This window comes from Niabella yanshanensis, assembly GCF_034424215.1.
Lineage (GTDB): Bacteria > Bacteroidota > Bacteroidia > Chitinophagales > Chitinophagaceae > Niabella > Niabella yanshanensis.
On sequence record NZ_CP139960.1, the window covers coordinates 4,282,500 to 4,296,540 of the forward strand.

11 protein-coding genes are annotated in these 14,041 nt (G+C 43.6%); 6 read left to right on the plus strand and 5 right to left on the minus strand.

Annotation, left to right across the window (positions count from 1 at the left end; all coding sequences use genetic code 11):
- Window positions 1-17 precede the first annotated feature (17 nt).
- The 4 genes from U0035_RS17825 to U0035_RS17840 all read right to left on the minus strand — a co-directional run bounded on the left by U0035_RS17825 (window position 18) and on the right by U0035_RS17840 (window position 7,296).
- Window positions 18-2,681 (minus strand): glycoside hydrolase family 3 N-terminal domain-containing protein, encoded by a 2,664-nt coding sequence (locus tag U0035_RS17825; RefSeq protein WP_114791684.1) that lies wholly within the window; start codon window positions 2,679-2,681, stop codon window positions 18-20.
- Between the two features lie 118 nt (window positions 2,682-2,799).
- Complete coding sequence (gene lon / locus U0035_RS17830; protein ID WP_114791683.1) at window positions 2,800-5,205, minus strand: endopeptidase La; 2,406 nt, start codon at window positions 5,203-5,205, stop codon at window positions 2,800-2,802.
- A gap of 189 nt (window positions 5,206-5,394) precedes the next feature.
- Window positions 5,395-5,979, minus strand: coding sequence for a porin family protein (locus tag U0035_RS17835; protein ID WP_114791682.1), 585 nt, complete (start codon window positions 5,977-5,979; stop codon window positions 5,395-5,397).
- Window positions 5,980-6,039: 60 nt separating this feature from the next.
- Complete coding sequence (locus U0035_RS17840) at window positions 6,040-7,296, minus strand: metallophosphoesterase (protein ID WP_114791681.1); 1,257 nt, start codon at window positions 7,294-7,296, stop codon at window positions 6,040-6,042.
- 295 nt (window positions 7,297-7,591) lie between these two features.
- Between U0035_RS17840 and U0035_RS17845 the strand changes: the two genes are divergently transcribed.
- The 6 genes from U0035_RS17845 to U0035_RS17870 all read left to right on the plus strand — a co-directional run bounded on the left by U0035_RS17845 (window position 7,592) and on the right by U0035_RS17870 (window position 12,965).
- Window positions 7,592-8,392, plus strand: coding sequence for a ParA family protein (locus U0035_RS17845; protein ID WP_114791680.1), 801 nt, complete (start codon window positions 7,592-7,594; stop codon window positions 8,390-8,392).
- Between the two features lie 77 nt (window positions 8,393-8,469).
- Window positions 8,470-9,387 carry a ParB/RepB/Spo0J family partition protein gene (locus U0035_RS17850; protein ID WP_114791679.1) on the plus strand — a complete coding sequence of 306 codons (918 nt, stop codon included), beginning with the start codon at window positions 8,470-8,472 and terminating at the stop codon, window positions 9,385-9,387.
- A gap of 41 nt (window positions 9,388-9,428) precedes the next feature.
- Window positions 9,429-10,124 carry a DUF5683 domain-containing protein gene (locus tag U0035_RS17855; RefSeq protein WP_114791678.1) on the plus strand — a complete coding sequence of 232 codons (696 nt, stop codon included), beginning with the start codon at window positions 9,429-9,431 and terminating at the stop codon, window positions 10,122-10,124.
- Window positions 10,125-10,152: 28 nt separating this feature from the next.
- Window positions 10,153-10,869 carry a 4-hydroxy-tetrahydrodipicolinate reductase gene (dapB, locus tag U0035_RS17860; protein ID WP_114791677.1) on the plus strand — a complete coding sequence of 239 codons (717 nt, stop codon included), beginning with the start codon at window positions 10,153-10,155 and terminating at the stop codon, window positions 10,867-10,869.
- A gap of 153 nt (window positions 10,870-11,022) precedes the next feature.
- Window positions 11,023-11,619 carry a DUF5683 domain-containing protein gene (locus tag U0035_RS17865; RefSeq protein WP_114791676.1) on the plus strand — a complete coding sequence of 199 codons (597 nt, stop codon included), beginning with the start codon at window positions 11,023-11,025 and terminating at the stop codon, window positions 11,617-11,619.
- Between the two features lie 20 nt (window positions 11,620-11,639).
- Window positions 11,640-12,965, plus strand: a complete 1,326-nt coding sequence (locus U0035_RS17870; protein ID WP_114791675.1) for a MutS-related protein — start codon at window positions 11,640-11,642, stop codon at window positions 12,963-12,965.
- Here the strand turns inward: U0035_RS17870 and U0035_RS17875 are convergent.
- The gene (locus U0035_RS17875) at window positions 12,928-13,980 is read right to left on the minus strand and encodes an Mrp/NBP35 family ATP-binding protein (protein WP_114791674.1); all 1,053 of its coding nucleotides are present in this window, start codon (window positions 13,978-13,980) and stop codon (window positions 12,928-12,930) included. The two genes, U0035_RS17870 and U0035_RS17875, sit on opposite strands and share 38 nt — an antisense overlap.
- Between the last annotated feature and the right edge of the window lie 61 nt (window positions 13,981-14,041).

Genomic DNA, 14,041 nt, shown 5'->3' on the forward strand with positions numbered 1-14,041 from the left:
TGCATTGTTACAATAGCTTACTTTACTTCGAATGCTTCTCTTAGTCGTATATCTTTTGACGAAGCGCCGATCATAATGCGGAATGAACCCGGTTCAATCACAGGTCTTAAGTCCTTATCCAGCATGGATAAATGTTCAGGACATACAACGAATGATAGTTGCCGGCTTTGGCCTCCTTTTAAATGTATGCGCTGAAATCCTTTTAGTTCCATAACGGGGCGGGCCACAGAAGCTAATTCGTCGCGCAGGTATAGCTGAACAACCTCGTCGCCATCCCTTGTGCCGGTATTTTTTACAGTGAGTTGAATGCGGATACTATCTGATGGTTTGATCTGCTTTTTATCCAACACCAGGTTGCTGTATTCGAATTGGGTATAGCTGAGTCCAAAACCAAATGGAAACAGGGGTTGTCCTGAAAGATTATTGTAATCATCACCCCGTCCTGTTGGCTTATGGTTGTAAACTAGCGGTAGTTGCGCTTCATGCACCGGAAAAGTAATGGGTAATCGTCCTGCCGGATTGTAATCTCCAAAGAGCACATCGGCAACGGCTCTTCCACCTTCTTCACCCCCATACCAGGTATGGCCAATGGCTTTTACTTGATCGGCCCATGGTTGCATAGTAATGGCGCTTCCGCCTACCAATAACACTACAACCGGTTTGCCGATAGCCGCTATTGCCTGTATTAAGGCTTCCTGTTTGCCGGGCAAACTAAGCATCGCCCTGTCCAGGAACTCGCCTTCGGTAATGCCTGCTACAATAACGGCCACATCTGCTTTTTGCGCTGCCGCCACCGCATCCTTTATTTTTTGCGAGGTATTATCCGGCTTGCCCTCATCCCATGCCAGCCGGATGCCTCCATTGCCATTGGTTTCATAAAATTCTACTTTAATAGTATATTTTTTACCGGCCTCGAAGCTGTAATTTTTTAATGTAGTATGATAAGATAGCTTTTGCCATTGATCTACCAGCAGCTGGTCATTAATATAAAGCCGGTAACCATCGTTGCCTTCAATGCCTATTTTATAATTACCTGTTCTTGGAGCTGTTAAAGTACCGGTCCAGCGCGCCGCATAAAAGTCGCGATTCAGTTTCGCATCAGGAGCATACAGTGTCCATAAAAAGTCAATTGCAGCATCGGTTCTTACCACGCTGGGTTTTCCTGACATATCTCGTCCTGAAAAATATTCCGCTTTCAGGCCCGGCTTTCCATTATTAGATAAATATTGTCCTGAAATCACCCGGTAGCTGCTATCCTGTCGGTCAACACCTTCTGCATAATATACCTGTGTCTTATTACCCAGTTTCTCTTTAATTGCGTCCAGCATGTTGATCTTTTTAAAGCCTTCCCCTGCATAGCCTCCCAGCCGGGCTTCTATGGCATCGGTTCCAATAATTGCCAGTGATTGTATGTTTTTAGATAGCGGCAATACGCGCTGTTCGTTTTTAAGTAATACAAACGATTTACGGGCCGCTTCCAAAGCGGTTGCCTTACCCTGCCGAAGCAGCTGCAGATTATTGGATGTTTCGGGTATATAGGGGTTTTCAAAAAGTCCCAGCTCAAACTTGGCGCGCAATACCCGTGATACCGCATCGTCTATACGGGACTGGTCGATCTTACCATTTAAAAAGGCGGGCATGAATAATTTATGATGTTCGTAGTCGGTTTGAAAGATCACGTCCAGTCCGCCGTTAATAGCATGAGCGCCGCTTTCTTCATAATCTTTGGCTGTATAATGCAATACGGCTTCACCACCCACCGCATTGGCATCTGAAATAACAAATCCTTTAAAGCCCCATTTTTTTTTAAGTTTATCAATCAATAGCCAATGATTAGATGAGGCTGCGGTTCCGTCAAGCGAATTATAAGCTGTCATTATAGACCGGGCGCCCGCTTTCTTAATAGCGTCAATAAAAGGGGGAAAGTGGATCTCACGCAGGAAACGCTCATTAAAATGGATGGGGTAACTATCCCGGCCTCCATCGCCTACATTGGCCACGAAGTGCTTGGGCGTGGTGATGATACCTTTTTGCTCAAAGGCGCTCATAAAAGCCACACCCATGGCGCTGGTAAGATAGGGGTCCTCGCCATAAGTTTCTTCCGTGCGTCCCCAGCGAACATCGGAGGCTATGTTTACTACAGGCGACAATATTTGCCGGATACCTCTTTCTTTTACCTGGCTGGCAATATCAGATGCTACACGGTGTACCATTGCTGTGTCCCAGGTGGCAGCAAGGGCTATTGCCTGGGGAAAAGCGGTAGACTGGCTTCTTACCAAACCATGTAGTGCTTCATCAAATGCAATCATAGGAATGCCCAGCCGGGTTTGCTCAACGAAATATTTTTGAATGCTGTTGATTTTCCGGATCACCTTAGTGGCATCTTCCTGTGTATTGTAGCTAAGCAATTGGCCAGCTGCATCGCCTTTTGCTTTGGCACTTACCTGGAAGCCGAATAAACCGTTTTTATATTGATTTGGGCCTGCATCATCCAGGTCGCCCGGAATCATGAAGAGCTGCCAGAATTTCTCTTCCGGCGTCATGCGTGCTAAAAGATCGGCAACCCTTTTTTCAACGGGTTGGGTGTTGTCTTTGTATATATATTGCTGGCCATGTACACTAACAATACATGCGAATAGTAAGAGGCAGGAACAGGTAAGCCGGTAACTCGTAATGCTCATAAATAAAATCTTATCTCGCAATGTAAAGAGTATATTTTAGAATTGTATGCGCCGGCCTGCAGTTTTAAAAAGTACGGTAATATGCATGAAAAAGGCCGGCTTGAAGGCCGGCCCAGATTTATTTGTTTTGCAGCGCTATGGTAAGCACTTCCTCCATCTTGTCTACGTAATGAAATTTTAATCCTTTAATAAAAGATGCTTCTACCTCCGCTACATCTTTTTCGTTTTGTGCGCACAGGATAATTTCTTTAAGTCCGGCGCGTTTAGCCGCCAGTATCTTTTCCTTGATACCACCAACCGGCAATACCTGCCCGCGTAAAGTTATTTCTCCGGTCATGGCCAGGAAGGGCTTGATTTTTTTGCCTGTCAGCGCCGACGCAATAGCGGTCATCATGGTAATACCTGCGCTGGGGCCATCCTTCGGAGTTGCTCCTTCCGGAACATGTATATGTATGCTTTTTTTGCCGAAAACAGCAGGATCTATATTATATTGAGCTGCATGCGACTTCAGGTAGCTTAAAGCGGTAGTAGCGCTTTCTTTCATCACGTTTCCCAGGTTACCTGTTAAGCTAAGATCTCCCTTGCCATCGCTCAGGCTGGCTTCAATAAACAGAATATCTCCACCCACATAGGTCCACGCCAGTCCCACGGCTACACCGGGAGTATTTACTGCCTTGTACAGATCGCTGCTATATTTGGGCTTGCCGAGTATCTGTTGCAGTTCCTCCGCCGACAGGGAGGTGTTCAATACTTCTTCCATGGCTATTTTTTTCGCCCTGTTACGCATAATGCTGGCTATCATTCTGTCCAGTTCACGTACGCCGCTTTCCCGTGTATAGTCTGCAATCAGGCGTTCTAATACTTTATCGCCAATTTTGAAGCTGCTTTTAGGGATGCCATGCATTTCTTTCTGCTTGGGCACCAGGTGGCGCTTGGCAATTTCTATTTTTTCTTCAATGGCATAGCCACTCAGGTTAATGATCTCTAATCTGTCTCTTAAAGCAGGCTGAATATTTTGCAGGTTATTAGCAGTGGCAATAAACAATACCTTACTCAGGTCATATTCCAGTTCCAGGTAATTATCATAAAAAGTATTGTTCTGTTCCGGATCTAAAACTTCCAGTAAAGCGCTGCTGGGGTCTCCCCTGAAATCGTTACCCACTTTGTCAATTTCATCCAATACAATCACCGGGTTGCTGCTCTTGGCCTTGCGTAAAGATTGCAGTATACGGCCCGGCATAGCGCCAATATAGGTTTTACGATGCCCGCGTATTTCACTCTCATCATGCAGGCCACCCAGGCTTAAACGGATGTATTTACGTCCCAGTGCGCTGGCGATACTTTTGCCCAAAGAAGTTTTTCCAATACCGGGAGGACCAAAAAAGCATAGTATCGGGCTCTTCATGTCTCCTTTCAACTTTAAAACAGCCAGGTATTCCAATATCCGCTCTTTGATCTTTGCCATACCATAGTGATCATTGTCCAGGGTTTTCTGCGCATTTTTCAGATCATACTGGTCATCGGTATATTCGTTCCACGGCAGGTCCAGCATCAGGTCCACATGGTTGTACACTACTGAATAGTCGGGTGTGCTGGGGTGCATTCTTTCCAGCTTCTCGATCCCTTTCTTGAAAGCTTCTTTAGCAGTAGCAGGCCAGTTCTTAAGTTCTGCCTTTTTCTGCATTTCTTTTATTTCCTGGGAGTTGGAATCACCGCCTAATTCTTCTTTAATACTTTTAAGTTGCTGTTGAAGGAAATATTCGCGCTGTTGTTTATCAAGCTCCGTGCGGGTTTTGTTAGTTACTTTGTTTTTCAGTTCTACAAACTGCAGCTCTTTTTGCAACAGTTCCATCAGGTTTACAGCACGCTGCTTGATATCTGTTAGTTCCAGGAGCTTTTGCTTCTCCTGAATAGAGGTATTGAGGTTGCTGCTTACAAAGTGGATCAGGAAAACAGGGCTTTCAATGTTCTTAAGGATCAACGTTGCTTCGGAAGGCAGGTTGGGCGACTGCTGAATGATATTGGTAGCAATATCTTTTATATTGGATATATAGGCTTCAAAATCCCCGTCAGTAGGTACTTCGTTCTCGGTTACCCGGCTGGTCCTGGCTTTGAAATAGGGGTCTTCAGTAGTAATCTCGTCGATCGAAAACTTACTGCGGCCCTGTATAATAACAGTAGTGCCGCCATCAGGCATTTTGATCAGTTTAATGATTTTTGCGATCGACCCTATTTTTTCCAGGTCATCAATTCCCGGCTCCTCGATATTCGAATCTTTCTGGGCTACCACGCCTACCAGTTTATCACCCTTGTAGGCATCATTTACAGCCTGGATGCTTTTGTCACGTCCAACCGTGATGGGTAAAACTACTCCCGGAAATAAAACGGTATTTCTAAGCGGTAGTATAGCTATTTCGTCAGGAATAATATCCTGGCTGTCGTCATTTTCATTTTCATTAAGCGGAAGTATCGGCATAAAATCCATATCATCTTCAGGCTTCAAAAACACTTTGCTAAAATCCATAATATTTATTTTTGAGACAAACTGTCATATAATAGCTTTATAACCATACCGGTTAAGCTCATATATGAAAGGGTATATTAAGCGGCAATATTAATGCCATGCCGCTTAATACCGAAAACTTGTCGCAGAAAAAAAAAGATTGGCGAAATGTTATAAAAGGAAGACCCGAAGGTAATGGACTGCTACTGCTTAAAAAGCTACTCCCACGCTTAGCTGGAGCGCCTGGTTTTTCCATTGGTCCTGATTGGTTACCTGGCTTACGTCGCTGAGCCCTATTACATAGCGGGCCGCTACTCTAAACGCGCTGATATGAAGGCTGGCGCCGCCCACCATGGAGAAATCGCCTTTTTTAAAGGCGTCCTTACCGTTATCGAGCAACTTTTTATCTTTATTCATGATAATGCCAAATTGCGGACCCGCTTCAATATGTAAAGGGCCAAACAGGCGCATATTAACCAAAATAGGGATAGACAGGTAGTTGAGCTTGGCTTTTAACTGGTCGTTTTTAAAGTTAGGAAGGGTATTCGTAAATGAGGTGTCGGTAGTAGCCGTTGTTTGCGAAAACAGCACCTCAGGGTTAATGCTGAATTTGTCGCCCAGGCCAATTTCGGCAAATCCACCCGCAAGGTAGCTATAGTTAAACTCTTCCTTAAAGCTTTTACCGGTAATTTTTCCGGCGTTAACACCCGCTTTTACACCAATATGAAACTGGGCCTTAACGGACAGGGTGGAGAATAAGGCTACTACAGCAATGATAAAGACACGGTTGGTCATTTGTTTTTAGTTTAGAGGGTGAGGTTTTAAAAAAACAAATGTAAGTTTTTTCGTGCTTGTCTACGCCAGTTCGATTACCGTAATTTCCGGAAGGATACCCACCCTGCCAGGATACCCTATGAAGCCGAATCCACGGTTCACATAAAGTTTTTGTTGCTGCTGTTCATATAAGCCGGCCCAATGTTTATATACATATTGTACCGGGCTCCACCTGAAACCGGGAATTTCAACGCCAAATTGCATGCCGTGGGTATGACCGCTTAAGGTGAGGTCGACATCGGTGAATTTTGTACTTACTTCGGTATCCCAATGTGAGGGGTCGTGGCTCATCAGTATCTTGAATGGGTAATTGCCTGCCCCCTGCATGGCTTTGGCAAGGCTTCCATAGCTGTGGAAACTGCCCCGGCCGCTGATGTTTTGTACTCCAACCAGGCCAATGGTAGCATTGTCCTTTTCCAGGGGCAGGTGCTCATCCAATAACAGCCGCCAACCCATATCCGCGTGTATCTTTTTCAGTGCATCCAGGTTTTCAGCTTTCTCGGTTTGCGTTTTCCATTGTACATAGTCGCCATAATCGTGATTCCCCAATACCGAGTAAACGCCCATTGGAGCTTTGAGGCGGCCAAATATTTTCTGGTATTCACCCACTTCATCACTTTTGTTATTTACCAGGTCTCCGGTAAATAATATCAGGTCGGGGTTCTGGCTCAAAATAAGATCAATGCCTTTGTTTACTGCCTTATAATTGGTGAAGCTGCCTGTATGGATATCGGAAATGTGCACAATTTTTAAACCCTTAAAAGCAGCGGGGAGGTTGGCAAAGGGGATTTTTATATTCTTTACCTGGTAATTGTATTTGTTGCTCAGGCCATAAATAAAAGAAGAAAACATGGTACCGCCGGAGATAATGCCCAGCCAGGTCAGGAATGACGATCTGGATATACGGTCACCGGTTGTACCTGCAATCTCACTAATTTCATTGTTAGGGGAAAATATTTTGCCGGCGATCCATTGCACCGCCCTGCGCAGGTCGTCTACAAAGAAGAATAATGCTCCTATTAATTTGCCCAGGAACAACGCAAATACCAACACAAAAAGAATGCTTCTCAGCGCCTTATGTTGCTCGCTGGCCTGGAAATAGGGTAGCACGAATATTAGTAAAATGAGCGCAATTGCTGAAAAAGCCCAATAAGCCACCGTAAAAATAAACCGGCCTTTGGTGCTGGAAACAAACAGTGACCGAACAGAAAAGAACACGTACAAATCGATCAGTATCATGGCAACTATAAGTATCCACCAGAAAGGCCCATTGCGCATATTGAATATATTATTTTGTCATCAAACGTACATCAAATTTTTTATTCATGAATTACACATAAGATGAACAAAAAATAGGTGGAATTTCTTCCCGGCCAGCAGGCTTACAGGAGAAAATCGCAGAATTATATACTGGTAGACGTTTTAAGAAGGAAATCCCTTTAAATAATAACGAAGAAGTACGATCCGGAGGACACAATCTAATTAACAGTTGACCCAAAAAGTTTACATTTGCGTTTCGCCGCGATCGGTGAGTTTTTTCACTTTATTAATCTTTATTCGCGGGTAAGAAATTATGGCAAAAATAATTGGAGTTGCAAACCAAAAAGGTGGTGTAGGTAAAACCACAACTGCTATAAACCTGGCTGCCAGTTTTGCAGTGCTGGAATATAGAACGTTGCTGGTAGATGCTGATCCACAGGCAAATAGCACCACGGGGGTGGGTTTTGATCTGCAAAATATAACGCAGAGCCTCTACGACTGTATGGCCAATCAAACCCCGGCTCAAAACGTTATACTGAAAAGCGACATTCCCAACCTGGATCTGATTCCTTCGCATATTGACCTGGTGGGAGCTGAAATAGAAATGATCAATTATCCCAACAGGGAAACGGTGCTGAAGGAAATTCTGGCGGCGGTACAGGATAATTATGATTTTATCGTGATCGATTGCTCTCCGTCCTTAGGCTTAATCACCGTAAATGCTTTAACTGCTGCCCAGTCGGTGGTAGTGCCGGTTCAATGTGAGTTTTTTGCCCTGGAGGGACTAGGAAAGTTATTGAATACTATTAAGATCGTACAAAGCCGCCTTAATATGGATCTGAAGATTGAGGGGATATTGATGACTATGTATGATGCCCGTCTGCGTTTATGCAACCAGGTGGTGAACGAGGTACGCCGGCATTTTGATGAATTAGTGTTTAGCACGATTATTCATCGGAATTCCAAACTGAGCGAGGCGCCCAGCTTTGGCAAGCCGGTAATTTTGTACGATGGCAATAGTAAGGGCTCGGTTAACTACTTAAACCTGGCTAAAGAGATCTTACAAAAGAATAACCTTACAAAAATTCCAAACGAGGAGAAAATATTAGAATAAGTTAACAAGTTGAAGGGTTGATAAGTTGAAAAGGATAAACCTGTGAACTTTTAAACCTGTCAACATATCAACTAAAAATGGCTACACAAAAATCGAATAAAGACGCACTAGGAAAAGGTATCCGTTCGCTGCTGGGCAGTATTGACGCGGAGTTGAAAAGTGGTACCGGGGATCTAAAAAAAACAGTAGTAGAGGCAGCAACTAATATTTCCAAGATACCTGTGTCGGAAATAGAGACGAATCCTAAGCAACCGCGTACTGATTTTGATGAGCAGGCATTACAGGAGTTGGCTCAATCGATCAGGATCCATGACATCATTCAGCCGCTTACCGTTTCCAAAATGGCAAACGGCAAATACAGGTTGATTGCGGGTGAGCGCCGCCTGCGTGCTTCAAAAATAGCGGGGTTAAAAGAAGTGCCGGCTTATATAAGGCAGGCCAATGATGCCGAGTTGCTGGAGCTGGCCCTGCTGGAGAATTTACAACGCGAAGATCTCAATGCGGTAGAAGTAGCTTTAAGCTACAAACGTATGATGGACGAGCTGGAATACACGCAGGACCAGGTTGCGGAGAGAATGGGTAAGGACCGGAGCACGGTTGCCAATTTTATCAGGTTGCTGAAGCTGCCGCCCGATATTCAGCTGGCAGTGAGAAGCAGCGTCATTTCAATGGGCCATGCACGTGCGTTGATCAATGTAGATACAGTAGACAGGCAGTTATTCATATATAAAGAAATTAAAGAAAAAGGATTGTCTGTAAGGCAAACCGAAGAGCTCGTAAGAAACCTTTATAAAGAAAGCGGCGCAGCGAAGAAGCCGGCCAAAAGCAGCTTGTCAGCCCCGTTTCAGCGTATTGAGGATAAACTGGCAACTCAGTTTGATACGCGTGTAAAGTTGAAACATAGCTCCAAGGGCAACGGGCAGATTACCTTTGATTATTATTCCGTAGAAGAGCTCAATAAGCTGTTGCAAAACTTTAACGTGTCTATCGACTAACTTTAACGTGTCAATAGATTAATCTGTATTTTATTTGCACCATGCATGTAGTTACAAAACTTTTTCTTTCTGCTTTATTATACACACTATTGCAGGTGGGTGGTGCCCATGCGCAAACTGTTGATACCACAGTTGCACGTCAGTTAATGGCTGCAAAGGACTCTGTACCAAAGCCCACTATTAAAAACCCCGCTTTCAGGGAAACAGATAGCGCCAAGCTAAGAGACCCCAATGCCCGCATCCCGAGGGTAGCGGCAATCAGGTCTGCTATTCTGCCAGGCTGGGGGCAGATCTATAATAAGAAGCTCTGGTATGTAAAAGTACCGGTTATCTATGCCGCGTTGGGTATTACCGGTGGCATATTCGTTAACAATATAACCTGGTATAACCGTACCAAATATGCATACCGGGTCGCCATCAACATACAGCAGGGGAAAGATTCATTGACAGGTGCTGCATATGGCAAGGTGTATGAAAGCCTGAAGCGCGTTTTTTTTGAGGGAAGCCAGGGCATTCAGCCGGAGTATTTACGTACTAACAGGGACTATTTCAGGAAAAATGTGGACTATGCAGCCATCTATTTTGTTATTGCATGGGGCCTAAATGTGGTGGAAGCTGCAGTGGGGGCTCATTTGAGCAGCTTTGATGTATCTCCCGACCTGACGTTTAAAATACACCCCGGCTACAGTGAAATGGCGCAAACAGCAGGCATTAGTTTGGTATTAAAAGTTAAATAAACCCGGCTATAAAATATTAATTGAAATTATGAAGATTGCATTGATCGGCTATGGTAAAATGGGGAAAGCCATTGAAGCCATTGCACTGGAAAGAGGACATGAGATTGTTTTAAAGATAGATGAGAGTAATATCGCAGATTTTAATCAGGAAAATATAGCGAAGGCAGATGTTGCCATTGAGTTCACCGGACCGCATACCGCTTATGAAAATATCAGGAAGTCAATTGAGTTGGGAGTGCCTCTTGTAAGCGGGTCCACCGGTTGGCTGGATCAAATGCCGGAGATTGAACAATTATGTTCAGATGCCAACGGGGCCTTTATCTATGCCAGTAATTTTAGTGTGGGGGTGAATTTATTTTTTGAGCTGAATAAAAAGCTGGCAGCATTAATGCATCCTCATAAAGAATATAATGTGTCTTTAGAGGAAATACATCACACTCAAAAACGGGATGCGCCCAGCGGAACCGCCATTACATTAGCCGAGGGAGTAATGGAGACCTACCAGGCAATGACGAAGTGGGTAAATGATGTAACGCCTCAACCCGGTGAACTGTTGATTGTTAGTAAAAGGATTGATCCTGATCCCGGTACGCATACGATCCGTTATTCTTCAGAGATCGATGATATCACCATTACGCATTCAGCTCATAGCCGAAAAGGATTTGCTCTCGGTGCCGTAGTAGCAGCAGAATTCCTGAAAGATAAAAAAGGAATTTTTACGATGAAAGAGGTGTTGGGTTTGTAAAACATATATTGGCAGAATTGGAAACGCGCTACTTTGTAGGGCGTTTTTATTTTTATTGAAATGATGTTAAGCATAAGACAGTGTTTTGTTAAAGAGCATGGAGGTAAGGCCACTTTAACTTAGCATAAAGTATTTGTACATTTTATTTGTTACATGTACACAAAAACAAGACTAACCCTTACCGTTGTAGCATTGCTACTTCTACCGTATTTGCTAATAGCTCAACACAAAGACAGCGGGTTTAAAACCAAAAAAGAACGCATACCGCATAAGGCGGCCATTCGCTCGGCCATTTTGCCCGGCTGGGGACAGGTGTATAATAGAAAAGCATGGAAGGTGCCGGTTGTTTACAGCGCATTGGGTTTCACCGGCGGTTTGTTGATCTCTTATCTTAACTGGTACAAAAAATTTCAGACAGGCGTTAGGGTTGGTAATTATTTAATGAGTGATGGCAGTTATCGCAAAGATTCAACCGGTTATTTCGCATTGGATCGGGTAGTAAAGTTATATCTGGGTAATGGGCAGGGACTTGAAACGTTAAAAAGTATTCGGGATGATTCAAGGAAGAATATGGTTTATTCGGGTATATACTTTCTAGTTGCCTGGGGGTTGAATGTCGTAGATGCAACGGTTGATGCCCATTTAAGTCGTTTTGATGTATCAGACGATCTTACATTCGGTATACGACCTTCTATTGATATAGCTTCGCGTACTGCAGGTTTGAGTGTAGTGCTGAAAACAAATAACTGATCTATCCAAAACCAAGACTAATGAATGCAATAGAAGATTTAAGCATAGAAAAAGAAATTTTGCCTTTGTTCGATTTTACTGTAAATCATTTTGCAAAAGAACAACTACACGAACTTTTCCGGAAACCGCTGAATTCTGTTGTCAGTATACTGGAGCGGCAAGATATTGTAAAAGGATTTATGACTAATGAGGGCGTGTTAGCCAACTACTCTTACTCGAAGTCGGATTTTTATGAAGTATATGAATTTCTGCATAGCCAGGATAAAGCAGGTCATGCTAATGTACTTTTGCTTAGGATAGGTTTTTCTAAACGAGATACGGGCCGCGCGCGGTCAGCATTGATTCAGCTGGTTACATTGTTCAGAGAAATTGAAGTGTACTATGTAAAGAAGTTGGATACAAAACCTTTCCCCGAAGCTTATAAGACAGAACTTAGAAAACTATATGATTTTTTTACTTCATTTAATCTGAACTATTATGAAGGGCGGATAAAGGAAGACTCTTTTGAGAAAAAAGATCAGAAAGCTTTAGCCCGGATTATTGGGGAGAAGCAGAAGAATGGTGAGATAGAACGCTTTTTTAAACACTTTGCCGTTTTCGAGGCGTATGTATCAATTAGTAAATCTGTATTGAAATATGGATTTTGTTTCCCTGTTTTTGAAGAGCGGGGCCTGGTACTTAAAGGTGTTTATCACCCTCTTTTGATAAACCCTGTGAAGAATGATTTTTCTGGAAAGAATAACGTTTTGTTGCTAACGGGTCCTAATATGTCAGGGAAATCTACCTTTTTAAAAGCAATTGGTATTTGTGTTTACCTGGCACATGTCGGTATGGCTGTTCCTGCAACTGCAGTGCAAACGCCGTTCTACAATTTGATTACGGTCTCTATCAATCATTACGACGATATGATGAATGGTTACAGCCATTTTATGCTGGAAATAGTAAGATTGAAGGAGGTCGTAGAAAAGGCAATCGCAGGTGTAAGATGTTTTGCCATTTTCGACGAACTTTTTAAAGGCACCAATATCGAAGATGCTATTGAGGTTAGTAAAGCTACAATCAATGGACTAGCCCGGTTTAAACCTTCTTCATTCTTAATTTCAACTCATTTACACCAGCTTAAAGATGTAGAGGCTATAGCGGAAAACAACATTGATACCTGCTATGTTGATTGCGCAGTAAACAATGGAATTCCTGTTTTCACCTATCAGGTAAAACCAGGCTGGTCTGATCTTAAAATTGGCCAGCTTCTTTTTGCAAAAGAAGGACTGTACGATCTTTTGCAAACAACTACTACTAAAAATGTTGTCAGGCGCGGCTTTCTACCTCGCTCGCCAAATCCCTGAAAGCTTTTTTACTCACTTCATCATCACTTACCATTACCGGGATGCCGATATCCCCGCCTTCGCGGATACTTTGCACCAGAGGTATTTCTCCCAGGAAGGGCAATTCGTATTGTTCGGCCAGCTTTTGAGCACCCTTTTTGCCGAAAATGTAATATTTATTATCAGGTAGTTCGGCCGGTGTGAAGTAGCTCATGTTTTCTACCAGTCCCAGTATTCTTGCATTTAATTGGGCCTGGCCGAACATGGCAATACCTTTTTTAGCATCCGCAAGCGCTACATCCTGCGGGGTGCTTACAATCACAACGCCCGAAACTTTGATCATTTGAAGCAGGGTAAGGTGTATGTCTCCGGTGCCTGGAGGCATGTCTACGATCAGGTAATCCAGGTTCCCCCAGTCGACGTCGGTAACAAACTGGCGGATAGCGCTGCTGGCCATGGGGCCGCGCCACACCACGGCCTTGCTTTCATCTACTAATAATCCAATGCTCAGGAGCCGGATACCAAATCGTTCCAGCGGAACAATGACTCCTTTGCCATTTACATCTTTCATTAAGGGACGCTCTCCGCGTACGCCAAACATAATGGGAACGCTGGGGCCATAAATATCTGCATCCATGAGGCCTACTTTGGCGCCGGATTCTGCCAGTGCCAGTGCCAGGTTGGCGGATACCGTGCTTTTGCCTACACCGCCCTTACCACTTATCACCGCAATTACCTTTTTTACGCCCGAAAGGGGCGCGTTTTGCTCCTGCTCATAAACGGTATCTGCCACAGGCTTATTTTGAAATGCTACTTTTATGATCGCGTCTTTATTAACCTGTTCTTTAATAGCTTTAATGGCTTCACTCTTAAGCTTTAACCTGAGGTCCGCATCGTTGGTGTCAACAATAAGGCTAAATGAAATATAATACTTTTCGATAGTCAGATCCTGTACAATACCTGCGCTTACAATATCTTTTTCATTGCCAGTATGATATACTGTTTTTAACGCATCCAATACTTTTTCCTTCGTCATTATTAAAGCTTATGTTAAATTCAAATATAAATGCCAAAGTTAAACACCTATGCAGCCAAAT